The organism is Thermostichus sp. MS-CIW-40 (genome assembly GCF_054058315.1).
Map to the genome: position 1 here is coordinate 25,612 of NZ_JBSSAC010000011.1, position 24,138 is coordinate 49,749.

General features: G+C 59.5%; 24 protein-coding genes and 1 riboswitch. Of the genes, 7 read left to right on the forward strand and 17 right to left on the reverse strand.

Annotated features, from left to right (window positions below):
* Positions 1–176: 176 nt before the first annotated feature.
* The 6 genes from ACVWXF_RS05340 to ebsA all read right to left on the reverse strand — a co-directional run bounded on the left by ACVWXF_RS05340 (position 177) and on the right by ebsA (position 6,609).
* The gene (locus tag ACVWXF_RS05340) at positions 177–716 is read right to left on the reverse strand and encodes a hypothetical protein (protein ID WP_414331790.1); all 540 of its coding nucleotides are present in this window, start codon (positions 714–716) and stop codon (positions 177–179) included.
* A gap of 53 nt (positions 717–769) precedes the next feature.
* On the reverse strand, positions 770–3,118 hold the full coding sequence (locus tag ACVWXF_RS05345) for a DNA polymerase III subunit gamma/tau (RefSeq protein ID WP_457473870.1): 2,349 nt from the start codon (positions 3,116–3,118) through the stop codon (positions 770–772).
* A gap of 122 nt (positions 3,119–3,240) precedes the next feature.
* Positions 3,241–3,759, reverse strand: a complete 519-nt coding sequence (locus ACVWXF_RS05350) for a hypothetical protein (RefSeq protein WP_414332021.1) — start codon at positions 3,757–3,759, stop codon at positions 3,241–3,243.
* 36 nt (positions 3,760–3,795) lie between these two features.
* Positions 3,796–4,512, reverse strand: coding sequence for a dephospho-CoA kinase (gene coaE / locus ACVWXF_RS05355; protein WP_414343178.1), 717 nt, complete (start codon positions 4,510–4,512; stop codon positions 3,796–3,798).
* 17 nt (positions 4,513–4,529) lie between these two features.
* Positions 4,530–6,248, reverse strand: a complete 1,719-nt coding sequence (cimA, locus tag ACVWXF_RS05360; protein WP_457473845.1) for a citramalate synthase — start codon at positions 6,246–6,248, stop codon at positions 4,530–4,532.
* Positions 6,238–6,609, reverse strand: a complete 372-nt coding sequence (gene ebsA / locus ACVWXF_RS05365; protein WP_414343182.1) for a type IV pilus biogenesis protein EbsA — start codon at positions 6,607–6,609, stop codon at positions 6,238–6,240. The genes cimA and ebsA overlap by 11 nt, the downstream gene beginning before the upstream one ends.
* Before the next feature lie 466 nt (positions 6,610–7,075).
* Between ebsA and larE the strand changes: the two genes are divergently transcribed.
* The 3 genes from larE to ACVWXF_RS05380 all read left to right on the forward strand — a co-directional run bounded on the left by larE (position 7,076) and on the right by ACVWXF_RS05380 (position 10,444).
* Entirely contained in the window at positions 7,076–7,996 is a 921-nt protein-coding gene (gene larE / locus ACVWXF_RS05370) for an ATP-dependent sacrificial sulfur transferase LarE (protein ID WP_457473846.1), read from the forward strand.
* A gap of 52 nt (positions 7,997–8,048) precedes the next feature.
* Positions 8,049–9,881: a DUF3769 domain-containing protein gene (locus tag ACVWXF_RS05375; protein WP_457473847.1), complete on the forward strand. Its 1,833-nt coding sequence runs from the start codon at positions 8,049–8,051 to the stop codon at positions 9,879–9,881.
* Between the two features lie 278 nt (positions 9,882–10,159).
* Positions 10,160–10,444 carry a DUF1830 domain-containing protein gene (locus ACVWXF_RS05380; protein WP_457392674.1) on the forward strand — a complete coding sequence of 95 codons (285 nt, stop codon included), beginning with the start codon at positions 10,160–10,162 and terminating at the stop codon, positions 10,442–10,444.
* 24 nt (positions 10,445–10,468) lie between these two features.
* On the opposite strand, the gene ACVWXF_RS05385 is transcribed toward ACVWXF_RS05380, so the two are convergent.
* The 6 genes from ACVWXF_RS05385 to ACVWXF_RS05410 form a co-directional block, all read right to left on the reverse strand.
* The gene (locus tag ACVWXF_RS05385; RefSeq protein ID WP_414343192.1) at positions 10,469–10,864 is read right to left on the reverse strand and encodes a hypothetical protein; all 396 of its coding nucleotides are present in this window, start codon (positions 10,862–10,864) and stop codon (positions 10,469–10,471) included.
* Between the two features lie 31 nt (positions 10,865–10,895).
* Positions 10,896–11,621 (reverse strand): hypothetical protein, encoded by a 726-nt coding sequence (locus ACVWXF_RS05390; protein ID WP_457473848.1) that lies wholly within the window; start codon positions 11,619–11,621, stop codon positions 10,896–10,898.
* 41 nt (positions 11,622–11,662) lie between these two features.
* The gene (locus ACVWXF_RS05395) at positions 11,663–12,232 is read right to left on the reverse strand and encodes a DUF3110 domain-containing protein (protein ID WP_457473849.1); all 570 of its coding nucleotides are present in this window, start codon (positions 12,230–12,232) and stop codon (positions 11,663–11,665) included.
* An 89-nt stretch (positions 12,233–12,321) separates the two neighbouring features.
* A complete protein-coding gene (locus ACVWXF_RS05400) occupies positions 12,322–12,573 on the reverse strand; it encodes a hypothetical protein (protein ID WP_457473850.1) in 252 nt (83 codons plus the stop codon).
* Between the two features lie 247 nt (positions 12,574–12,820).
* Positions 12,821–13,165 (reverse strand): ArsR/SmtB family transcription factor, encoded by a 345-nt coding sequence (locus tag ACVWXF_RS05405; protein ID WP_414427828.1) that lies wholly within the window; start codon positions 13,163–13,165, stop codon positions 12,821–12,823.
* Positions 13,166–13,541: 376 nt separating this feature from the next.
* Entirely contained in the window at positions 13,542–14,735 is a 1,194-nt protein-coding gene (locus ACVWXF_RS05410; protein ID WP_041437268.1) for a metallophosphoesterase, read from the reverse strand.
* A gap of 219 nt (positions 14,736–14,954) precedes the next feature.
* Here ACVWXF_RS05410 and ACVWXF_RS05415 point away from each other — a divergent pair, with 219 nt between their 5' ends.
* Positions 14,955–15,389, forward strand: a complete 435-nt coding sequence (locus ACVWXF_RS05415; protein ID WP_414351968.1) for a Fur family transcriptional regulator — start codon at positions 14,955–14,957, stop codon at positions 15,387–15,389.
* A 47-nt stretch (positions 15,390–15,436) separates the two neighbouring features.
* On the opposite strand, the gene ACVWXF_RS05420 is transcribed toward ACVWXF_RS05415, so the two are convergent.
* From ACVWXF_RS05420 to ACVWXF_RS05430, 3 genes are all read right to left on the reverse strand, one after another.
* The gene (locus ACVWXF_RS05420) at positions 15,437–17,542 is read right to left on the reverse strand and encodes a thioredoxin domain-containing protein (protein ID WP_457473851.1); all 2,106 of its coding nucleotides are present in this window, start codon (positions 17,540–17,542) and stop codon (positions 15,437–15,439) included.
* Positions 17,543–17,648: 106 nt separating this feature from the next.
* Complete coding sequence (locus ACVWXF_RS05425) at positions 17,649–18,152, reverse strand: GNAT family N-acetyltransferase (RefSeq protein ID WP_457473852.1); 504 nt, start codon at positions 18,150–18,152, stop codon at positions 17,649–17,651.
* 73 nt (positions 18,153–18,225) lie between these two features.
* The gene (locus tag ACVWXF_RS05430) at positions 18,226–18,693 is read right to left on the reverse strand and encodes an SRPBCC family protein (protein ID WP_414329520.1); all 468 of its coding nucleotides are present in this window, start codon (positions 18,691–18,693) and stop codon (positions 18,226–18,228) included.
* Positions 18,694–18,987: 294 nt separating this feature from the next.
* On the opposite strand from ACVWXF_RS05430, the gene ACVWXF_RS05435 reads away from it, so the two are divergent.
* Positions 18,988–19,764, forward strand: a complete 777-nt coding sequence (locus ACVWXF_RS05435; RefSeq protein WP_238376947.1) for a DUF502 domain-containing protein — start codon at positions 18,988–18,990, stop codon at positions 19,762–19,764.
* Here the strand turns inward: ACVWXF_RS05435 and ACVWXF_RS05440 are convergent.
* Positions 19,761–20,111 carry a TIGR03792 family protein gene (locus ACVWXF_RS05440; protein ID WP_011432948.1) on the reverse strand — a complete coding sequence of 117 codons (351 nt, stop codon included), beginning with the start codon at positions 20,109–20,111 and terminating at the stop codon, positions 19,761–19,763. The genes ACVWXF_RS05435 and ACVWXF_RS05440 overlap by 4 nt on opposite strands.
* Before the next feature lie 35 nt (positions 20,112–20,146).
* Positions 20,147–21,481, reverse strand: coding sequence for a 3-phosphoshikimate 1-carboxyvinyltransferase (gene aroA / locus ACVWXF_RS05445; protein ID WP_457473871.1), 1,335 nt, complete (start codon positions 21,479–21,481; stop codon positions 20,147–20,149).
* Positions 21,482–21,667: 186 nt separating this feature from the next.
* Between aroA and rsmH the strand changes: the two genes are divergently transcribed.
* Both rsmH and ACVWXF_RS05455 read left to right on the forward strand, forming a co-directional pair.
* The gene (rsmH, locus tag ACVWXF_RS05450; protein ID WP_457473853.1) at positions 21,668–22,627 is read left to right on the forward strand and encodes a 16S rRNA (cytosine(1402)-N(4))-methyltransferase RsmH; all 960 of its coding nucleotides are present in this window, start codon (positions 21,668–21,670) and stop codon (positions 22,625–22,627) included.
* Between the two features lie 176 nt (positions 22,628–22,803).
* The gene (locus ACVWXF_RS05455) at positions 22,804–23,352 is read left to right on the forward strand and encodes a hypothetical protein (RefSeq protein WP_457473854.1); all 549 of its coding nucleotides are present in this window, start codon (positions 22,804–22,806) and stop codon (positions 23,350–23,352) included.
* A 608-nt stretch (positions 23,353–23,960) separates the two neighbouring features.
* A riboswitch (cobalamin riboswitch) is annotated at positions 23,961–24,112 on the forward strand.
* Positions 24,113–24,138 lie beyond the last annotated feature (26 nt).

A 24,138-nucleotide genomic window follows, 5' to 3' on the forward strand; every position in this document is an offset into this window, starting at 1 on the left:
ATGTTCAGCAGTGTTCAGCGTAAATGTATCAGCTCATTTCCAACCTGCTCCAAATTTCCATCCTGCTGCTCCGCAACGCTTGCGCAGAAGGGCGTGGACGGGATCTGGACTGCAACCGCCCGCTGGAGCTGGGATCCCTGTCGGGATGGCTAGACCCGGAACCGTCTGTGGTTGCGCTAGGTTCCCACCGGACTTGCCCAGACCCAGATGGCGACCATCCCATCCCAGAGCAACAGAAGCAGAGCAAAACATCCTAGGAGCCCGTACATCCAAGGCTGAACGTAGGGGCGCAGCCCGCCAATCTCCAGTTGAGCGTGCCGTCGAATCTCAGCCAACAGCTGCTTGAACCTGGTCACCCGCATCGGCAAAAGTACGCGATCCCCCCCTCGGCTGACCAAGTAATACACCATACCACCCTGGCTGGTGGAGCGGGGCTCAATGCGCTCGATATCGGCCCACCGGATCTGCCACTCCTGCCGCACAAAAGGCGGCACCCAACTGGGGTAGGTGGCCTGCATGCCCTCTTCGTCCAACTGAATCTGCTGGCTCAGGGATCCCAGGACTACCCCCCATCCCAGCAGCAGAGCAATCCAAAGGGATCCCAGCTCAAGAGGTGTTGCCTGTTGCCGAGCCAGCAGGATGGGTAGGGGCAGAACCAGTCCCCAGTACAGAGCCTGCACAGCGCAGCGAATTAAGGGGGAGATGGGGAAGGTCATCGTCGGCAAGATGAGGCTGGCTTTATCAAACTTAAGATAGCGCTAGATAGCGCTTAAAAAGGCACCTCCTCCTCCAAGGACTCCGTCCCGCTGAGGCGAACGGCAAGCTGAGAAGACTGCTCACGCCGGTAGGACGGATTCCTTACTGGATTGGGAAAGTCTAGGGGATGAGGACTCCGCCCCGCTGACGCGGACGGCTCTGCTCCTGTTGGCGAGCCGTAGGTCTCACCGGAGAGCAGGTCAGGGGATCCCTCGGCTTCTATAGCCTCTATTGAGGAGAGCTCTTCCGTGGATCCCGTCACGTCAGACTCCAACACCCCTTCCAAATCCACCAAGCTGCCGTTGAAGTGGTCGGCAAAACGGCGGGCAATCTCCGCCAGCTCCTGGGTTAGCTCGAAGGACTGCCCACCGTGCAGGGTGTCGCGGCGCTCTGCACGACTTGGAGAATCGGTCGCGACAGCGGTGCGGAGCACTTTGTTCGCACCGGCAGGAAAAAGTCCTTGGGTTGCCAAGCCGGCCACCTTGGGGCCACCCATAGGATTGTCCCGCTCAGGCTCTGGCGAAGGTGGGCTGGAGTCAGAAGGGGAATGTTGCTGTCGCCGGGCAAGGCCGTGGCTCTGCGGTTCTGCTCTGGGCTCCCTTGAGGAAGCACGACTGTTGGTGCTATCGCTCTGCAACCCCGGCGTGGTGACAGGATCCGGGGCCACGGGGGCGGGGGGCAGGTCTTTTTCTCGGCTGGGCAATGCCGAGGACTCCGTCCCACTGACGCGAATGGAAACATCCGGCCCCCGCTGCACAATCAAGTTGAGCTGCACAGGGCGCTGCAGCAGGTTGTGGAGCACCGACCGCAGTTCGGCTTCTTTGCTGCGCACTTTTTCCACCAGACCCTTGCTGGGAAAGGCGAGGGTAATTGCTTCAGGAGTCTCTTGGTGCAGGTGGCCGGATCCCATCAGAGCCTTGGTGAGGGGAGAGAGGCGCTTGAGGAACTCGTCCCAGTGGGGGCGCAGCAGCTTGACTGTGGCGGCGTCCCTTGCCGGTTCTCTGGGCTGCTCCGAGGACTCCGTCCGAGTAGCGCGATCTGCCTTCTGGCTCGACGCAACAGCAGGGGAGGCTGAAGGCCCAACAGTTAATTCATCTATCTCACCAACAGTTGATGGGCTTGATGGGCTGATGGTCGCAGCAGGGGCCGGAGGGGCTGTCCCGTCCGGGGGAGTCATCTGGGGTGCAGGAGATAGGTCAAGGGCTGGGGAAGGACTCTGTCCTGCTGACGCGAACGGTTCTTTATCCTCGGCCACCATGCTTGGGCGCAGCTGGCCCAGCAGATCCACTAGGGCAATTTCCAACCACAGTTGGGGCTGTCCGCTTTGACGAATTTGCGGCTCACACTGGCGCAGATGGCTCTGGGCTGCCAGCAGTATCTCCACCGAGTAGCGAGGGGCCCGTTGCTGCAGGGCTGCCCAGGTGGAGTCCGTTACAGCCACCAACTCCCGTTGCCGGGGGGCTGTCTTGACCAGCAGCAGATCCCGGTAAAGGGCCACCAAGTTCTGCAACAGGGCTAAGGGCTCTTTGCCCCGCTCCAACAATTGCCGAGTTTGGCTGAGCACCGCCTGCACATCCTGAGCCAGCAGCGCATCCATCAGAGCCAAAAGCTGCTGTTCCGGGATCCCGCCCACCAAGTCCCAAACCGCCTCCGGGGTGATGGATCCTTCCAAGAGGCTGAGCTGGTCCAGCAGGCGTTCGGCGTCCCTCAGGCCCCCTTGGGAAAGTTGGGCCACCAGTTGCAGCGCCTCCGGCGTGATAGGGATCCCTTCTTGGGCGGCGATCTTGCCCAGGTGGGCCACCATGTCGTCGAGGGGGATGCGGCGGAAGTCAAACCGCTGACAGCGGGAAACAATGGTGGGCAAAACCCGCTGCGGGTCAGTGGTGGCCAGGACAAATACCACGCGGGGGGGCGGCTCTTCAAGAGTTTTCAGCAAGGCGTTGAAGGCCGCATTGCTGAGCATGTGGCACTCGTCGATGACATAGACTTTGTAGCGGCTGTTCACCGGGGCAAACTGGGCCCGCTCGATCAGCTCGCGGATGTTGTCTACGCCGGTGTTGCTGGCCGCGTCAATCTCGAGAACATCCAGGGAGGCTCCCGCAGTGATGGCGCGGCATTGGCTGCACGCCTGGCAGGGATCCGGCGTCGGCCCCTGTTCACAATTCAAAGACTTGGCCAAGATGCGGGCGCTGGAGGTTTTTCCCGTGCCCCGCGGCCCGCAGAACAAATAGGCAGGCGCCACCCGCCCCAGCCGGATGGCATTGGCCAGCGTTTGCACCACCGCTCCTTGGCCGACCACATCGGCAAAGCGCTGCGGGCGGTATTTTAAATGCAGGGGTTCATAGTTGCCAGCGGTGGCCATTTCCGGGATCTCCAAGCAAGCAGCGCCCCAACCGGAACCGCGCAAGAGCTCTGCTCTGCTGACGCGATCCCACCGGGGCTCCCCTATTCTGGCTTCTCGATGGCGGGATCCCTCCCTGCCCATCAAGAGCAGGGCTGGACACCAGGGGGGGAGACCGGCAGAGCTTTTGTGCTCCGCTCCGCTGAGGACTTGGGATCCCGGCGACGCAGAGAGGGAAGCTGGGGCAGTTGCACTCTCCAGCCGGGCGAGTCAAGCTGATCCATGTGCTGCACGCGGTAGCTGAGCTGGTACAACTCCTTCCTAAGCTGGCGATTCTCGGCCTGGATGGCGGCGATGCGCTCGCGAATGGGCTGAAGGCGGGCCTGCAGCTTGCGCCGGTAGAGCTCCGGCAACTCTTGAATCATCTGCTCCAGCAACTGTTTCTCTTGGTAAAGCTGCTCGATCTCCGCCTCATAGCTGCGAATTTGCCGGTGTTGCTTTTCTTGGCGCAGCTCCAGAAGGTCTATCTGGCCCTGCAAGATGCGATTGCGCTCTCGCAAAAGCTGGATTTCCCGCTCCCGCGCGGCCAGAGCTTGAGCAAACTCCGTCTCGCCAACGCAGCCTGCTTCCTGCATCGTTTCTCCCTCAACCCACCCGTACATGGCTACCCTCCGTCCCACCGGGGCGTAGGGGATCCCCTATCCGTCACTGTATCCGGCCCGCGGGGGTGAGGCAAATGGCCTCTGGCCCGCCGACGCCAAAGCTTGCTTCACCTGGGCTTCCAGCTCAGCCAGGGATCCGGAGTTGTCCAGCACCACGTCTGCACGGCGCACTTTTTCCGCCAAAGGCCACTGGCTGGCAATGCGAGCTTCGATTTCTTCCGGCGTCAGGGGATCCCGGCGGGCAAGGCGTTGCCGCTGCTGCTCTGGAGTGCAAGTCACCACCCAAATCTCGCTGGCCCAATTTTCCATGTGGGCTTCAAACAGCAACGGGATCATCAGACAAACGGTTTGAGATCCCTGGGCAGAGGAAAACCCTGGCCCGCTGTTCTTTTGGGAACCAGGCCCTTCCTCAAGCGGCACCCCATGGACTTTAGAGCTCTGCTCCGCCAACGCGGACAGAAAATCTTGCAGTTGAGCTTTAACAAAAGGGTGGATTTGGGCCTCTAGCCAAGCCCGCTCAGCGGCATCTGCAAACACGATCTGGCCCAACCGCCGGCGATCCAGATCCCCGGAGGGTGTTTGGATGGCCTTCCCATAGCGTTCCAGTACCCGCTCGCGAATGGGGGATCCCACCGCCAAGGCCTGGCGGGCCATTTGATCTGCATCGGCCACCGGGATCCCGTGCTGCTCCAGGATGCGGGCCACCGTGGATTTGCCCGTGCCCACTCCGCCCGTCAGGCCGATGATCCTCATCGAGCTGTAGGCCATAGTCAAGAAGAGGCCGCTGGTGCGGCCATTGCCGTTTGCGCTACTCGGACGGAGTCGTTAGAACGGTGCTCTGCCGCAGCCGGCAAAGGAGAGCTGGGCGGCAGCAGGCTATACTCAAAGCCCTCCACCAAAGCCCGACAGGAGGCCTCGATGATGTTGGTGGAAACCCCCACCGTTGTCCAACGGCGGTGACCGTCGCTAAACTCCACCAGCACGCGCGTTTTGGCCGAGGTGCCGGCTCGCCCATCCAAAATGCGCACCTTGTAATCAGACAGGTGAATCGCCTCCAGTTGGGGATAGAACTCCAGCAGCGCCTTGCGCAACGCCCCATCCAGAGCGGCCACCGGCCCATTGCCTTCCGCCGCCGTCACCCGAGTCTGCCCCTGCACCGCGATTTTCACCGCTGCCAACGATTGCACATCCGTTGCCTCGCCACTGGGATCCCAGTCTTTGCTGTTCCAATCGGAGCGTGTGGTGGTCGTCACGTTGAAGCTGAGCACCTCAAAAGGATGGGAGCGTTGTCCCAGCAAGCCCCGCACCAACAGCTCAAAGCTGGCCTCAGCCGCCTCAAACTGATAGCCCTGCAGCTCCAAAGTTTTCAGCCGCTCCAAAATCAAGCGCACCTGCGGATCCGACTTCTCCAGCCGGATCCCGAATCCGGCCATTTTGTGGAGGATGTTGCTCAGCCCCGCCTGTTCCGAGACCACAATGCGGCGACAGTTGCCCACTTGCTCCGGGGCGATGTGCTCGTAGGTGAGGGGGTTTTTCTGAACGGCGCTGACGTGGATCCCGCCCTTGTGGGCAAAGGCCGATAGGCCCACAAACGGCGCATGGTCATCCGGGGCCAAATTGACCACCTCGCTGATGGAGCGGGAGATCTCCGTCAGGTGCTTCAGCTTCTCTTGCGGCAGACAGCGATAGCCCAGCTTCAGTTGCAAGTTGGGAATGACGCTGCACAGGTCGGCATTGCCGCAGCGTTCCCCATAGCCGTTGATGGTGCCCTGCACCATGCCCGCCCCCGCCTGCACCGCCGCCAGGGCATTGGCCACAGCAGTGCCGGAGTCGTTGTGGGTGTGGATCCCTAGGGGCAAGTGCTGCAGGTGATGGGATTCTGCCAAGACAGCTGCCGTGATCGCCGCAATCTCGTGGGGCAGGGATCCGCCGTTGGTATCGCAGAGAACCAGCCACTCCGCCCCCGCCGCCGCCGCTGCCGCTAGGGTTTGCAGGGCATAGTCGGGGTTGTGGCGGTAGGCGTCGAACCAGTGCTCGGCATCGTAGATGACCCGCCGCCCCTGGGATCGCAGATAGGCAATGGTGTCGCGGATCATGGCCAGGTTTTCCTGCAGCGTGGTGCCCAGGCCCTCGGTGACGTGGAGATCCCAAGACTTGCCGAAGACGGTTATATAGCGGGTGCCCGCCGCCAAAATGGCCTGCAGCATGGGATCGTCTGCCGCCCGCCGCCCCGGCTTGCGGGTAGAACAAAAAGCCACCAGCTCGGCTTGCTCTAGGGGCTCTTCCCGCATCTGCCAGAAAAACTGCACATCCTTGGGATTGGCTCCTGGCCAGCCCCCTTCAATAAACGGGATCCCCAGACGATCCAGCAGCTTGGCAATCTGTAACTTGTCTTGCACCGACAGCGATAGCCCCTCTCGCTGGGCCCCATCCCGCAGTGTGGTGTCGTAGAGAGTGATGGTGGCTGAGCAACCCAGATCAATCTTCATATCGCATCAGTTTCTTGTAAAAGGCGGTGGAGAAATCCGGCTGTTGTCCGCGCTGCACCAAAGAGACGACATCAATCAGATAATCCACAAACTCGTAGTTGGCGATGGAGAGCTGATAGGTGAGATCTGCATCCTGAGCAAAGATGACCTGAACCACCGTCAGATCCGAAGGCAACGGGGACGTATGCCAACTGGCCAAGAAGCGGACAGGCTCTTCCCCCTCGATGGCCCTCTGCCCTTCCAGGCTGGCTTTTTTGTAGAGGCCCACCGCGAGGGCTAGGTACTGTCGGCGGGCAACAGCGTAATAGGGCTGATAGACGGCCACTTCTGGCGGGCTAGCGGGTTCAAGTTGCAAAGCCATAGTGCGCTAGGAGAGGGGTACAGCTTTTTCTGATTTCATGAAGTTCTACAAAATAGGTGGGATCCCCATAGCCAAGAGAGATCTCTGCATTGGCTGTAGCAAGTGTCGCCGGAAAAAGCTGTGAGGTCAATTGTGGCAGAGAACCCAGAAAAAATTATAAGGGGCCACTGCAACCCATTTCATTCAGCGTATCGCGAAGCGGTGCGGTTCCCGGTAGGGTGCCGGAGGCATAGCACAATCGCGACAGCAGGTCAGCGGACTACGGATAGATTGCCCAATTGTCTACTTTTCCTTGAGGGATCCCGCATCCCATGCTGGGGAGAAGCGTTGGAAAGTCGGGGATCTCTGGGAAAGAATAGAAAGAGGGGGGATCCCTGCCCCTGATAGCAACCGGCTTTTCTCCTGCCGGCGGTGGCGAGACGGTGCCCTTGCTTGGTTCTCCAAACGTTTGGCATCTCCTGGCTTCATGAACACAACCCAAGACCCAACCGCCTCTCGTCTCGACCTTCTCCCCCCCAGAGAGGGAGGAATAGCGACCAACCCCCTGCTGGAGTGGGATCCCGTCCTGCAGCGCAAGTTCCAGCAGCTTGTCCAGATCTTCGCCGAGATGGAGCAGGTCTTGGTGGCCTACTCTGGGGGGGTTGATAGCAGCCTGGTGGCCAAGTTGGCCTGGGATCAGTTGGGGGAGCGGGCCCTGGCCGTCACCGCTGCTTCTCCTTCGCTGCTGCCGGAAGATTTGGAGGAGGCAATTCAGCAGGCTCGGCAAATCGGGATCCGCCATCAGATCGTCGAAACCCACGAGCTGGAGGATCCGAGCTACGCCGCCAACCCCGTTAACCGGTGTTACTTCTGCAAAAGCCACTTGCACGATACCTTGCGCCTGTTGGCCCAAGCCCAGGGATATGACCATGTGGTGGATGGTCTCAATGCCGACGATCTGGCCGATTACCGACCGGGGACACAGGCAGCTCGGGAGCGCGGCGTGCGTTCCCCTTTGGCGGAGGTGGGGATGAGCAAGCTGGAGGTGCGGCAATTGTCTCGCCACCTGGGGCTGTCTTGGTGGGATAAACCGGCCCAACCCTGCCTCAGCTCTCGCTTTCCCTACGGGGAGGCAATCACCCCTGAGAAGCTGCGTCGGGTGGGAGCGGCGGAGCGCTACTTGCGCAGCTTGGGTTGGCGGCAGGTCAGGGTGCGCTCGGAGAAGGACACCGCCCGCATCGAACTTCCTCCGGATCAGATCGTGGAGTTTGTGCAGAAAACCAATCTGGAAGCGCTGGTCAAGGCCCTGCAATCCTTCGGCTATCTCTATGTCAGTCTCGATTTGGAGGGCTACCGCAGCGGCAAGCTCAACCGAGTCCTCAACCTTTCCCAGTTGGCCACAAGCTAGCGGGCTGGGGAAGCCGTAGGGGATCTGTGTTGAAGTTTTGCGCCGGGTGATTATGAGAGGGTTGCGGTTGCTCTGGCTCTGCTTGGGGGTGCTGGGGTTGGCAGTTGCCGGCCCTGCTGCGGCTCAGGTGGAGTCCCAGAAGAAGGGGGGCGCCCAGCCCATAAGTACGACCGACCTCAGCGCCCTTGCCGACCGAACGTTACGGCTGCGTTCTGACCGGCAAACCTTCGATCAACGGGCGGAAGTCTTCCAAGCGGAAGGCAATGTGGAGATGCGGCTGGGCCGCTCTGTGTTGCGGGCGGATCGCCTGCGCATTGAACTGCGACAGCGGCGGGCTGTGGCCGAGGGCAATGTTTCTATTCAACTGGATCGGCAGCGCATTCAGGGATCCCGGCTGGAGTACGACTTTGAGCAAGAGCGGGGGTTTTTGGAAGAGGCCTTCGGGCAGGTGGATATTGGCCAGTTGCAGGCCAGTGGATCCCCGGCAGCCGCTTTGGCGCCAGAGCGGTTGGTGCGCTTTCGTGCCGTTCGCATCCGCTTCGATGCCAACACCTGGGAAGGAGAACAGGTGCGGCTGACCAACGACCCGCTGGATCCGCCGGAGTTGGAGATTCGTAGCCCACGGGTGACCTCCACCCTGCAAGCCGATGGCTCCAGCCTTTTGATTGCCGAGGCCGGCCAACTGGCCTTCGACCAGGTCTTGTTTCTGCCTCTGCCCATTCGGTTGCGCTTCGACTCATTAAACCGTCAGCCTCCGGTCAGCATCTTCTACGATGATTTCGACAGGGAAGAATTGCGGCGCGGCTTGATCCTCCAGTCCAACATTGAGCTGCTGCGGGATCCCAACGTGAGCTTGGTGCTCTCCCCGCAACTGTATCCACAACGTCTTTGGGGCAGTGAGCAGGGCCTTTTGGATGGGATCGGGCTGCGGGCCGATTTTCGTTGGCGGCAACCGGAAGCCAACGCTCAAACCTCGCTGTTTGCCGAGCTGCGGGGGATCGTCTTCCAGGAGTTTGCTCAGCGCTTGCGAGCCCAGGTCGAACACCGCATCACCACCGGCGATGGCGGAGAAGTCGCCTACACCTACGCCTATCGGGAACGCTTCTTCAGCGGTCGCCTGGGGTTTCAAATTGTGGAAAACCGCCTCGGTGCCAGCTACCGCTCACCCACCCTGCGCCTGGGCAATACCGGCTTGGATCTCAGCTACCGCATAGCCGTCGACTACATTGATGCCTTGGGGCAGCCGGATGAAATCGACACGGATCCGGAGTTGGCCTTAGCCAACACCACCGACCGCATTCAGCTCTCCCGCCTGCAACTGGGGGCAACCTTGAATCGCTCCTTTCCCCTCTGGAGCCCTCCCAAGACGGCGGCGGATCCCCCACCCCGCTTTTCCGCTCTGCCCATCGAGCAAGGGATCTGGCTCAGCACTGGTGTGAGCAGCAGCCAGTCTTTTTACTCCAATGGCCGAGCCCAGAGCTATACTGCCGGCAGTATTGGCATTGATGCGGTGATTGGGGCTTTTGTGGCCGATACCTTCGACTACACCAACCTGAGGGTGACCTACTCCAACGGTTTTTTGGCCGGAGCCTCGCCATTTTTGTTTGACCGCATCACCACGCGGGAACAGCTCGTCCTGGGCTTTTTGCAACAACTGTACGGCCCGCTGCGGGTAGGGGCAGAGACAACGGTAGATTTGCAGTCGGGCCAGCAGGTGGATGTCGTCTATCGCCTGGGCTACGACCGCCGCACCTATGGCTTCAGCCTGCAGTACAATCCGGTGCGCCAGTCGGGGGCTCTGGAGCTGCGGGTGGAGGGCCTGAACTGGGATCCCGGCCAATCCTCGCCGCAGCCGACGACGGGATCGAGGATCCAAGAGCCCTGATCCCCAAACTCCAAGGCAGCTTAAAAGTGTAGTCTTGACTACTACTCTGCGGAGATTTTCTATGAGAAATTGTCCCATATTGGGGAAAAATCCTAATTCAAATCTTCCTCGAATTGCAGAACCCTCTTGGAAATCGAAACAGTAAGGTAAAATACAGAAGTTATTTTTTCCAGGATTGATTTCTGCCAGTTGGGATCGCCGTATCGCAGACTACCGCAGTGATCCCCAGACGGTGTTAGGGTAGATGGTAGGCTGAGCAACGTGGGCTGGTAATCTGAATTATGCAAACACTCGATGCAATCCCCGATAAAAAACGAGCAGAGCGAATAACCTGTAGCTACATCAATGCGACCAGCTCCATTCAGGTGGTTCGCATCACGAATATCGAAAACTGGTACTTTGAGCGGGTGGTCTTTCCAGGCCAGCGGCTGCTCTTTGAAGCGGTGCCTGGAGCCAAGCTAGAGATTCACACGGGCATGATGGCCAGCTCCATTCTGGCAGACACCATCCCCTGTGAAAAGCTGCGCGTTCGAGAAACGGAGCCGGCGACCGTAGGCGCCTAAATCCCCAGAGGCCAGCGGTGCGGACTAGGTTTCCCGGCCTTGTTGCCTTCTCTCCTCACTCTCTGGGCTGGGGGAAGGCTGAGGCGAGGGGCTGGCGGAGCGGCGCGGCTTCGGGGGTAGTGGGATATCCAGGAAGCGGGCGCTCAACCTCACTGGGCTGGTTTCTTGCCGCTGGGGAGGCCAAGGGATCCCCAACCAACGGGCTGTGAGCTCCAGCAAGCTGGGGGGTGGTGTCGGCGTAGGAGTTGGCGTGGGTGGTGGGGTGGGATAGAGATCCAGGCGCGGTGGCCGTGGGGTGCTAACCCGAAAAGCATCGGGGGGCGGTTGGGTCAGAGGTACATTCGGATCCCCGCATCCCAGCAAGCCCAGTCCGCCGGCAAGCAACAGGCCGTACAATTTTCGAGTGCCTCTACTGCCCATGAGTACGCTGCTGGACACCTCCAACAGGGTATCATCGGGATCCCAAGGCTCTGAGCTGGGCTTGCAAATCTTCCTCCAGCACAGATAGCTGGCGAGCCAAGGTCACGTAGCGGTTGGCGGTCAGGTTTTTGGCGGTAAACTGCTCCAGCAGTTGCTGATCCCGGGCAACCATTTGGTTGAGATACTGAGCCACAGAGGCTTGTGGATCCTCGATCAAAGCTCGGCACACCTGTAGGGCCATCACCAGTTGGGCCCGCACCTGCAAAAACAGCGACTGGATGTACTTTTGCTCAGCCTCACTGAGTTGCCGAAAATCCCGCCAATGCTGCCCCCCCTGCAGGGATTGTTGGAGCTCGTTGACCCAGTGGTTGTAGTCTTTTACCTTGCGGGCCAGATCGGTGGCAAACTTCATCACCTCGGGGGTGCTGTTGAGCAGATGGGCTTCCTGCCAACGCTGCCGGATGCGATGCAGGCTTTTTCCCAAGCGCAGGCTGACTCTCAGGATCCCCAACAGGAGCAGCAGTAGGATCCCGGCAGCTGCGGCATAGGGCACCCAAGAGCCGGGATCCCGCATCCCCAAGAAGATGACCAAGGCTATTGCCACCCAACCAAAGGCCAGCATGCCCCAGAAGCGTAGCCGCTGTTGCTGCAGACGCAGGTACTCCGCCCGCAAATCAAAGGCCTCGCAGCAAGCGTCCAGATCGGCGGCCATGAGCTGGCGAAACTCGTCCACAGAGATCGGTTCCACACTAATCATCGAGGGCACCCTTAACGCAAGTGGATCGAGGCCAAACGGCATCAAGACCTGCCCTGCCAATCACGGGCAGCTTCCGTGCTTTCTTGTAGGGGCTCCAGCGTTTCGCTGGCCGGAACCACCATCAACCCATACCCTCCGCTGCGGCAAAAATCGACGATCTCCTGCGTGTCAAAGCGTTCTGCCACGGGCTTGGGCAGTCCCTGTTGAGCCAACCGCTGCGCATATTTTCTTGCCGCAAACGAGCTCTCGAAAGCAATGACGATATCTTGACCCCCAACCTGGCGCGTGCAGATTCCCTCCTGCCCATTGGCTTGGTAGAGCAGCACGATCACCTGGGGGGGCAAGTCTCCTGGGCTGACCCAAGACAAACCCTTCTCAGCCTGGGATCCCCCGCTAAGCAATACATCCCGCGCCTCATTCAGCCGCGCCAGTTGCGCCTCTAGCAAGGGTCTTTGTCGCTCGTCCTCCAGTTCTGCGAGGGCAGTACTGAGGGTTTGGTATTCCTGAAACAGTCGCCCCCGGATCTGCCGCTCGGTTGCGTCCGGCGGAAGGTTGAGAATCTGAAGGGCTTCGGCGGTGTTCATCATGGGCTCTGATTTATTCAAAATCATTGCCTAGACTAGCTGCTTTGAGAGTCTCTGGAGAGAAATTCTCCTATGATCGTGGCTGCCCGCTTTCTCGGCCAGAAGAGAGGGTGGACTCACCGTTCGCGCCAGCGGGCCGGAGGCCTTGTGCGGCGATGATGACTTCCATCTTGGGGCTGCTCAGCAGGGGAATTGACCTGGGGTTGGTCAGATAAAGAGGGAAGGGGGAAGCCCAACTCAAAAGCCTCTCGTGCCAGCAAAGCCAGCAGAGATGGATTCGACTGGGCGCGTTTCACCCGCTCCTTGAGGCGATTCCACAGGTGTGCTCGGTGGATGCGTTCCAACTCTTCTCGCTGTTCACGTATCATGTTGTTCCCACCTCTCTTGTATCAATCCTAACTAAGCAACAGGGGAGCTGGTGTCAGGGAACTTTGATGGATTTTAGGAGATGGGATCCTCATTTTCTCCGAGTTGACCCGCCGGGATCCCTGGGGTTGCCAGCAGGGAACACCATTCACATCTGTAATTTCTTGTGTTGCAGCAAGCCCGTCTTCGGAATGTACAAGGGCGGGATCCGACAGTTTTTCTAGGGACATTTTGGGATCCCTGCTCGCCTTAGAGGTCTTCCACACAGGGAACTGCGGCCTTGACAGGGCCAGCTTGCCCCAATCTATCCAAAAAATGCTGCAGGAGCTGAAAACCGGGTGGGTTGAGGCTGTAGTAAATCCAGCGCCCCTGCTGGCGAGCATTGACCAATTTCGCATCCCGCAGGGTTTTTAGGTGAAACGAGAGCTTGGATTGGCTCACCTTCAGCTCCTCGCAGAGATCACAAACACACAACTCACGCCCCTGCAGCAGTTGCAGCACACGCAGGCGAATCGGGTCGGAGAGAGCGTGGAACCCCGCCCGCACCTGCTCATCCATCCAATCCCCTTCTACCTCGACCAGCAACGAAACCATCATTCAACCAGGGTAGCAGGAGTTTTGCGCTCCAGTTGTCGATCAGTTGGACGGCAGGGAAAAGGCGCAACAGTCAACCGGCTCAGCGACGGTAGGTCAACCGCGCTTGAAGATAACACTGCCAACATTCCGTTGCCAACTTTGTGTTCTCTTTAACGTTTCTTGTTGCTGCCTTCACAAGCTCTCTACAGTTTCGCTGGAATCAATCACCGGCATCCGTTATGCGAGAGACACAGTTGCACCGGCTATGGCTGGTGTTGCTGGAAAAAGCTGCTTTGAATCATCTGTTGAAAAGCCTGGGCTGCTCGCGAAGTGTGCAGAACCCTCGCGAGAGCATCTACAAACGGCTCATCAATCTTTTGCCAAGACGGAGACGTTAATCCCGACACAGGGATCCAATACGAGCTTGGCAGGTGGCGATTTCTTGGGGGGTGAGGTTGTCCCAATTGACGTCGCGGCGCAGCACCAAGCCATTGTGCCCAGTGATGAAACGGGGCAGCTCTGCTTGGTCGATCACGCTCAGATCCCGCATGTGATAGGTAGTGTAATAGGTAACATCTGGGCTCTCGAAATCCACGTCGATAAGGGTGAGGGTCTTGCGGGGGGGCAGAGGGCTGCCCAAGAGGGGACGAGGGCCAGAGCCGAGAATGCCGCAGTGAAGCAGTTGCAGTTGCCCTTTGTGGCCAGGGTAGTAGCCGTGGTCGTGGCCGCTGATGTAGGTGTGGACGCGGTACTTCTCCAGCAGAGCCCGTTTGGCATCCGCCTCCAGCAGCACTTCTCCCGGATCGTCGCGCCCGACAGTGATGGCGTAGAGGGGCAGATGGCCGATGACAATGCGCAACTTGGCCTTCTGAGCCCGTTCGCTGGCCAGAGCCGCTTCCGCCCAGGCCATTTGTTCGGGCGGGATGTAATTGCAGGTGGCATCCCAGACTAGGTAAAACACATCGTCTTTTTCAAAGGTGTAGTAGAAGGGAAAGTCCCCCCGATCCACAAAGTTCAAACCTGGGTCGTGGGCCGGATCGTTCCAAAACTCGCGGGCCAGATCCCGTTCTTTTTGAAAGAGAAAGCCGCCCCGCGTGGTGCGGGCACAGGAAGCATCGTGATTGCCCAAGGTAAAGCCGTAGGGAAGTTTGGCCGCACGGATTGGGCCAGCCACATGCCGGTCGAAGGCTGCCCACATGGCGCGAATGCGCTCCTCCGACAGGCGGGGATCCTGACCGGCCACCATATCTCCTCCTCCCAAAACAATATCCGGCTGAAGATAGGGGATGAGGCCGATGCCCCGATCCACCTCTGGGTCGTATTCCACCGAGCCGTAGATGCCGTTCATGTCACTGATGACCAAGAGGCGCAGATCTCGGCGGGGGGGGATGTAGAGGCCATGGGGGGCATCTGGATGGGGGACGACGGTGGGGGTGGGCTGGGGGGTAGGAGAGGGGAGAGCGGCTCTAGGGGATCCCATCCCTGGGGCTAGATGAGAGGGCTGCTGCCGACTGGCCCAATAGGCTCCTGCCAATCCACTGCTGCTGGCCAACCCCAACAAACCCAGAATTACCTTGCGCCGCTGCATGATCTTTGCCCCCAACACTCCAGCGGTATTGTAGAAAATCAAAAGGCTGATGTTGGGCTCTTCCATTTGCGCACGGCCTGGACTCGGCTCGAAGATGGCTATGCGCGGCAGCTCTTGTAGAGTTCGGGGTGTTTTTTGAACAACTGTTGACGCACAAATGCTACTTTGGTAGAGATGAGCAACTACCTATCTCAGACTCGGTATGACTTGAGGTTTTCCATGCCTCGCCCCTTGGATTCTTTGGAAGCTGCTTTGGAACGGTGCCGGGAGTGCAATCTGCGTTTGAGCCGACAGCGCCGTTATATCCTGGAGCTGCTGTGGCAGTGTGGCGAGCACCTCTCCGCCCGCGAGATTTACGATCGCCTAAATCAGCAGGGCAAACCGATTGGCCACACGTCCGTTTATCAAAACCTGGAAGCTTTGGCCAGCCACAACATTGTCGAGTGCTTGGATCGTGCCGATGGGCGCCGCTACGGCAACCGCACCCATCCCCACAGCCATGTCAACTGCTTGGATAGCAACCGCATTTTGGATGTGGATGTGGAGCTGCCGCCTGAACTGCTGGCCCAGGTGGAGCAACAAACGGGCACCCGCATCCAGAGCTACCGCATCGAGTTTTTCGGGGTGGAAAAGCCTGCGCAGTCCCAGCCGTAACCTTGGCAAAGGGATCCCTGCTGCCCTGAGCAAAAGTTGGGCAAAGGTCAGTAAGCTCGATTTTGGCCTTTGCCGATTTGCGACTGGATTTGCTCGAGAGAACTGGCAGGGGCCAGGCATTTGTTGCCCCAGCACACCAGCCCTAGAGCTCCTTCCGGCAGAGGTTCGGCTTCGGTGGGGAGAGCAAAGACGGTGGTGGGCCAAGATCGTTGCTGAAAGGCGGGAATGGAATCGGCCTCCAGGGTGACTTTCACCCAATTGCTATACCAATCCAGTCCGGCAAAAAGGCTGGGGCAGGTGCGCGGCTGGGTGCTCATGATGTGGGCAAAGGTTTTCAAGGCCTGCTCTGCCCGCTCCAGGTAGTCCAGATCTCCAGTGAGGGCGGCAAGGCGCACCAGGTTGGCAATGGCCACCCCATTGGCTGCAGGGGTAGCGTTGTCCTGGAACTCCTTCTCTCGCACCAACAGCTCAGGGGCACTCTGGGCATCGCTGACAAAGTATCCTCCTCTAACCGGATCCCACAGTTGCGCATCCATCTCCTGCTGGAGCTGGAGGGCAGCCTGCAACCAGTCTTGAGGGGTGGGATCCCCCACCAGGGGCAGGCAGGCTTGCTGCAAGTCCAACAGGGCCTTGATCAGCAGGGCGTAATCTTCCGATTTGGCGGGCACCTGAGCTGTGCCATCGTAGTTCAGGCGCAACAGGGATCCGGTCTCAGGGTGGCGCTGCTGGCTGAGGATGAATTGGGCAGCCCGCAGAGCGAATTGCAGATAGTCTGCGTTGCCGAACACTTGATAGGCCCGCGCCAGGCCGGAGATCATCAAGGCGTTCCAAGAGACGATCATCTTGGTGTCGGTGACAGGTGGGATTCGCCCTGGCCAGGATTGCAGACGGGCCGATTGGGCATCCACTGCCGGAGGGAAGGGAACTCGTCGATCCGCAGAGCCATAGCGTGCCTGAAACAGATGGGTGGTCAAGGCGGCTTCAACTTCTGGCGGCAACGCTCCTCCCTGTTGGCGCTGCAAGACGATGCAGCCGGGCCGATCGGGGAAGTTGCCCCCCGGCGATAGGTCAAACGCCTGCTGCAAGGCGCGGAAGGTTTCTTCCTCCAAGAGCTCCTGCAGCTCCTGCCAGCGCCAGACGTAGAACTCTCCCTCCTCTGGCTCTCGATCTTCTGCCCGGGCAAAGCTGTCGGCATCTTGAGCGGCGTAGAAATACCCGGCAGGGGCGGTCATCTCTCGCGCCACCCACTCCACCGTCAGCCGCACCGCCCGCTCGATGGCCGGATCTTGGATACCGTGCGCCCACAGATCGGAGAGAAACTCTAGGATCTGCCCGTTGTCGTAGAGCATCTTTTCAAAGTGGGGCACCGTCCAGGTGGGATCCACGGTGTAGCGGTGAAATCCTCCGGCCACATGGTCGAAGATCCCTCCCAGCACCAAGGCCATGCCTCGCTCTTTGGCCCGTTCCAGAGCGCTCTGCGAGCCGGGGATCCCTTCCGGTGGGTCGAAGCGGGCCGAACGCAACACCAACTGGGCGTAGGGCATCATGGGAAATTGCTGCACCGCCCCGGCATTGGAGAGCAAAGGCTGGATCTTAGGGATCCCAGAGCGCAGCAGGTCGGCAGGAATGTGGTCTTCCGGCACTAAGTCGCTGAGGGTGGTCAGAGCCGTCAAAATCTGGCCTTTCATCTCCTCTATTTTTTCCTTTTCCTGCCGGTAAAACTGCAGGATGCGCTGCAGCAAGGCCAGAAACCCCGGGCGGCCAAAGCGGGGCTCTACAGGAAAATAGGTGCCGGCGTAAAAGGGCACCAGGTCATCGGGCGTGAGGAAAACATTGAGGGGCCACCCCCCCTGCCCGCTCATAAGCTGCAACGCCTGCATGTAGATGCTGTCGAGATCGGGCCGCTCCTCGCGATCCACCTTGATGGGCAAAAAATGGGCATTCAAAAAGGCGGCAATTTCAGGGTTGGAAAAAGCCTCGCCCTCCATGACCGTACACCAGTGGCAACTGGAATAGCCGATGGACAGAAAAATCGGCCTATCCTCGGCCCGCGCTTTCTCCAGAGCCTCGGGGATCCAAGGCCACCAGTCCACCGGGTTCTCGGCGTGCTTGCGCAAATAAAGGCTGGAACTTGTGGCGAGGCGATTGGCCATGAGTACACCCTCTCACCCTTTTTGCTTTTCAGGCTAGCGCGTCCTCCTCCCAAGGCAGAGCCAACCCACCGTTGTTCAAGATACACTCACCCAGGATCCCTGTCGGTCAAGCCTGCTCCTGCTCGGCAGCCGGGACTAAAAACTCCAGAGGGCGCCCGTGCAAGACCAAGGTGGTGCTGGGATTTTCCACAAAGCCGATTCGCTCGTAAAAGCCACGCTGATGGGTTGTGAACAGGTAGATGCGCTCCACCGACTGCAGGTGGGGATGGCTGATCAGGGTTTCCACCAACTTGCGGCCAATGCCCTGACGTCGGTAATCGTGATCAACCACGATATCCCAGAGGACGGCCCGGTAAACCCCATCGGAAGTGGCGCGGCCAAAGCCAATCAGGCGCTCCCCATCCCAGGCGCTGACCACCGGATAGCTGTGGGCAACGGCCCGCTCCATCTCCTGCCGCTGGCGATTCTGCGCCCAAAAGGCATTGCGGTTCAACAGCAGGAGAAGTTGATCCAGATCCAGCTCGCCCCGCTCCAGAGAGAAGCGAATGTTGCGGTTGTCCACCGGCTGACGAGAGAGGGCAATGACAGGCTCAGGAGAGGGATCGGGCATGAAGCGGCCTTTGCAGTGGCGAGGGTTGACAATGGGGAAGGTCGGCGAAACACTTGGGCCTGACGAACGGAGACTAGCTGGCCGAGGCATTGTCGGCGGCTGGCCCCGCCTGCTCTAGGGCATAGGCCTTGAAGCGCTCCAGATCTGCCTGGATGGTGCTCTCCACCACTTTGCCCACAAACAGGCCATCCAAGATTTTGCCGAGGATCCCCGGGAGCTTGTAGGCCACCGACAGCTTCACAATGGTACTGCCTTTGCGGTCGTAAAAGCGCAGCGCGCCCCGATTGGGCAGCCCCTCCACCGAACTCCAGCCGATGTGTTGGTGTTTCACCACCGTGTGGGTGCGGGAGATCCAACTGAAGGTGAGGCCGCGGGTATCCAGTGTCCACCGGGACAGCTCCTGATCCAGCAATTCCACCGAGCGGATCCACTTCATCCAACGGGGCATGAGGGTGAGGTTGGCCCACAAATCCCATACCTGCTCAATGGGAACAGGCACCTCCACCTGACAGGTATGCTCTAGCCAATCCGACTCTGACATAGGGCCTCCCACGCAACACCCAGCAGAAACACAAACCATCCAGGGGCTTGGCCACAACGCCTCGGGACGGGATCCCTGCCTTTACAAAATTTTATATCGACCTAAGATAGCATTATCGGCCTGATGAAAGTTTGGGGCTCTGCGCTTTTTGGCAGCCCGATTTCTTTTGCCGGCAAGTTGCGGCTGCCCCCCATGAGGGCAACGCAGAAGGCAGGTATCATGATTGCCATCTGCAAGCTCCACTTGCAAAGGTTCGGTGCATCCACTCGGTTGACTTGACGGAACGACCTCACCATGGTTTCTCAATGGAAACAGCATCTGAAGAACTACTTCGTGGCGGGGTTGCTGGTGGTGATCCCTCTGGCAACTACCATTTGGCTGACGGTGGAGGTGGCCACCTGGAGCATTGGCTTTCTGACCAGCATTCCGAAGCAGTTCAATCCCATCCAGGGTTTGCACCCGATCTTGATCAACCTCATCGATCTGGCGGTGGGCCTGTTGACGCCGATTGTGCTCATCCTGTTGATTGGCTTCATGGCCCGCAACATTGTCGGCCAGTGGCTGCTCAATCTCAGCGAACAGTTGCTCCATGCGATTCCGGTGGCGGGGCTGGTGTACAAGACCTTGAAGCAATTGGTCAGTGTTTTGTTTGCCCCCAACAATCAGCGCTTTCGGCGGGTGGTGCTGGTGGAATATCCCCGACCAGGAGCTTGGGCGCTGGCCTTTGTGACGGGCACCATTCAAACTCCTATTCGGCCCGATGGGCCGCAGCGCTCCCTTGGCCTGTTTGTGCCCACCACCCCCAATCCAACGACGGGCTGGTACGCCATTGTGCCGGAAGACCAGGTGGTGGAAGTGTTCATGCCGGTGGAAGATGCTTTTAAGATGCTCATTTCCGGCGGCATTGTCACCCCTGAGAGTTTTGAAGCGGGGCTGCAGCGGCGAGAAGGAGCTTTGGCCGTGACCATGCCCAGTTTGCGGGAGCTGGTGGAGCAGGAGCGGGTGGCAGGATCCCCCAGGGCTGACTCGGTGGGCTCTGAGGTAGGTTTTGAGACTGAAGGGATCCCTTAATCCTGCTTTCCTGTCCCTGCAGAAGGGCCGGGCTGCCAGAGCTGGTATTCTTTGGCCTGTTCCAAGCGCACATAAAAAGGCCGCATTTGCCGATCCAATGCCTCCACTTGCTCGGAGGGAAAGGCCTTCCAGTCAGCACGGCTGGCCCAGCGGAGGATGAGGTGGACAAGTTCGGGATCCTCTTGATCCAGCCAAACTTCTTTGCCCAGAAAACCCGGATGCCGGCGCAGGGCGGATCCCCAAACCCGCTCGTCTTGCTCAAGAAAGGCTGCTTGCCCACCGGGAGGAACCCGGAAGCAGAGATGTTCGATGGCGATAGGGCCGGGCGGGCTGGGGCAGGTCGACATAGGAGCAGAGGCGGCGAAGTTAAAGATGGGCCCTCTCAAGACTCCAGGGGGGAAGCAGTCAATCGTTGCAGGGTGGGAATGAAGTCGGGGTAGGAGATGCGGGCACAGTCGGCTCCCCTGAGGAGGGTGGATCCCTGCGCTCCTAGAGCTGCCACCATCAGGCTCATGGCGATGCGGTGATCCTCGTGGCTGTCGACCTCGGCCCCGTGAAGAGGGATCCCTCCCTTGATTTCCAGGCCATCAGGATATTCAGTGACCTGGGCTCCCATGCGGCTCAGCTCTTGGGCTATGGCAGCCAGACGGTCGCTTTCTTTGACCCGCAGCTCTGCGGCATCGCGAATCACGGTGATCCCCTCGGCAAAGGCCGCCGCCACCGCCAAAACCGGGATCTCGTCGATCAGGGTGGGGATGAGATCGCCGGCGATGGTGCAGCCGCGCAAGCGGGCCGAACGCACCCGCAGATCTCCCAGGGGCTCACCGGCCATTTCCCGGCAGTTTTCAATTTGAATATCGGCCCCCATCTCCTGCAACACCCGTAGTGCACCGGTACGGGTGGGGTTGAGGCCCACATCCCGGAGCAGCAATTCGCTCTCGGGCACAATGGAGGCGGCCACCAGCCAAAAGGCTGCCGAGCTGATATCCCCCGGCACCTGAACTCTCTGGCCCACCAGGCGGGATCCGCCCACCACGGCCACGGTTTTTGTTTCCGGATCCACCTGAATGTTGGCCCCGAAGGCCCGCAACATCCGTTCCGAGTGGTCCCGAGAGAGAGCCGGCTCGGTGACTTGGGTGGTGCCTTCCGCCAGCAGACCCGCCAGCAAGAGGCAGGATTTCACCTGCGCTGAAGCCACCGGGGAGCGGTAGTGAATGCCCTTGAGGGATCCCCCTTGTACGGCCAAGGGTGCCAACGTCCCACCGGCCCGTCCCCAAATGCTGGCCCCCATCTGCCGCAGCGGTTCTACCACCCGCCCCATGGGCCGCGAGCGCAGGGATCGATCCCCGGTGACGGCAAAAAAGCGCCCGGCCTGGCCCGCCAGGATCCCCAGCATCAGGCGCAAGGTGGTGCCGGAGTTACCTGCATCCAACACGTCTGCCGGTTCTTGCAGCCGGCCCAGGCCAACTCCCCGAATGCGAACACACTCGCTGTTGAGCTCCGAAATATCTGCCCCCAGCGCCCGAAAACAGGCTGCCGTACTGCGGGGATCCTCTCCCAGCAACAGCCCTTGGATGGTGGTTTCTCCTTCGGCCAGGGATCCCAGCATCAGGGCGCGGTGGGAAATGGATTTGTCGCCGGGGATGCTCACTTGGCCGCGCAGGCCCTTGGCCGGCGAGAGGGTCAAGATATCAGTAGCAGAAGAGTGAGTCAACACAGCAACCCTGACGGCAGACTGGGCAAAAGCGGGAGCAGTCTCATCATACTCAGAGCGGGACTCACGCCCCAGAGATTTTGCCGGGGATCCCAAGACAGCCTGTCTTTTGACGGCCACCCCTCTTTTCCCAGAGGATCACCTTAACAACATGGATTCCTCGGTCGGGGCCTGGCCTCGGCCTTTTTTTTGCAGATACTGAACTTTGTAGCAGCAGAAATAGAACCCCCGCAGACCGTGCTTGGCGAGGTGTATCAACACGATTCCGTTTTGACCGAGGAGGTGATGGCCTACCTGCAACCCCAGGGGGGCGGCACTTTTCTGGATGTGACGTTGGGAGGGGGTGGGCACAGCTTGGCGCTGCTGCGGGGGGGAGCTGCCCGAGTGGTGGGGTTGGATCGGGATCCGGCGGCTCTACAGGCGGCGCAAGCGCGTTTTGCAGCAGAAGGGATCCCCGGCAGCCGCATCCAACTGTGGCACCTCAATTTTGCCGATTTCGATCTGCAGCAGCACGGCTTTCGGGATGAGCAGGGGCAGGGGATCCCCTTCGATGGCATCGTGGCCGACTTGGGGGTGAGTTCTCCGCAACTGGACTGTCCTGAGCGGGGATTTAGCTTTCGCGGGGAGGGGCCGCTGGACATGCGCATGGATCCCAGTGCCGCTCAGGAAACCGCTGCCGATTGGGTTAATCATCGCCCGGTCGAAGAGTTGATCGAGATTTTCACCCGTTACGGCGAAGAGCGATTTGCCCGCCGCATTGCCCATCACATCGAGCAGGCTCGTCCCCTCGCCACAACCACTCAGTTGGCCCAGGTGGTTTGGCAGGCGGTACCTCCGGCAGCTCGGCGAGGCCGCATTCACCCGGCCACTCGGGTCTTTCAGGCGTTGCGCATTGCCGTGAACCGAGAACTGGAGGCTTTAGAAACCTTGCTGGCCCAAGCCCCCACTTGGTTGAAACCCGGCGGCAGGTTGGCCGTGATCAGCTTCCATAGCCTTGAAGATCGCCTGGTGAAATGGGCCTTTCGCAGGGATCCCCGTTGGCAGGTGCTCACCCCCAAGCCCTTGTCCCCTTCCGAACTGGAACGGCAACGTAATCCACGGGCCCGCTCTGCCAAACTGCGAGTGGCTGCCCGCAGCAGTCAGATGTAGGTTTAGGTTGGTTCTCCCGCTCTCAAGAGATCGGCTACCGTGAAGCGGACGGCTAGCCCGCCGAGACCAGGAATCGGGAGAAGGGGGTTGCTGTTGGGGGGCGCGGGGAACTAGGGTGAAGCGGAACCGGCGGTCCCACACCGTCGGATTCCTTGGTGTGTGTGAGGTTAAGCCCTATGGTTAGCCAGCCTTTGAACGCAGGTCTTGATCGTCCCAAAAGCCCTCGTCGCCACAGACGGTCTTCTGCTCTGAGCCGACCCCTCTCCGGTACAGTTCAGGCCAGCCGCACCCAACCTTTGAATTTGAAGTTGAAATCAGCCCATCCTCGCAGCCAGCATCTTGCTTGGGCAGAACACCTAGCCTGGTGGAAGCAAATCTCCACAGGGATGGCTATCCTCTCCGGCGTTTCAGTGTTGAGCCTTTACAGTTGGACTGTGCATACCCAAAGCCGGTGGAGCCAGCGTTACCAGGTGTGGCAGCAGATGCAGCGCAACGAACGACAGTTTCTGCTGACTCAGGAATCCATCGCCAATTCTCTCCGGGAAATCGCCGACCGCTCCGAAATGGTGCCGCTGGTACCGGATCGGATGATCGAGGTGCCAATTGCCTCTCCCAGCCAAGTTAAACCGGATCCAGCCCACCAGGCAACGGCTTTGCCAGAAAGAGCGCTCCGCGCCGCTCACGCGACCGAAAAAGCCCCTCTTTTCTATCCGGTTGGGTACTAATTCATACGGATCCCGCCCATGACGGCTAGGCCAGCGTCCCCATCTTGCTTTCCCAAAAGCTGTGGGTCTTGTGAAGTCTCAGCGTATCTGATACATTTACGCTGAACACTGCTGAACATCACTGTTCAACTATGCAGCGATAGCATTCTGTTTGTTTCCAAACAGAATGGCGGTATCCCGCAAAGCTTTGAGTAGAATACCCAAAGCGCAGTTTCCGTGTCGTCTTACTACCAATTTTCTGCTTTGCTTTGGCTACCATGTTGGCAGACTCGAAAGTAAACAGAAAGATCAACTGGTAGTAATCCGTACTGAACATATTATACATTATTTTCAGTATAGTTGAGCTTATTATTGACTAGAGTCATGCTCTGTTCTCTAAAAGGCTAAGGGATCCTTGGGCCTCGCGATCTGGAGTAGCAGCGGGCTATCCTTCAACTGCTTACAAAGCAGTGAAGAAATCTGGCCTAAATGGGATGTGGCCCATCCGAAGCCCTGGGATTGCCGTTGGGATCCCGTTCACCCCTGGGGATGACATCCCCCCTGGCAGGATAGGAACTCCAGAGCAGGGGATGTATGATGCCTAGCACGGCTTTTTCGGAGCAATCGCAGAGAAAGCTGTACCGACAGGTTGTCCTGGGGATCAGCCAGGGCATGTAAAGGGGAAAGTCCGGTGCAAATCCGGCGCTGTGCCGCAACTGTGATGGGCTTGGGCTAGACCTATGCCCTCAGTCAGGATGCCCGCCTGCGGTTTTGGCTCGCATTTCTTCCGCGTCGCACGGAATCAGG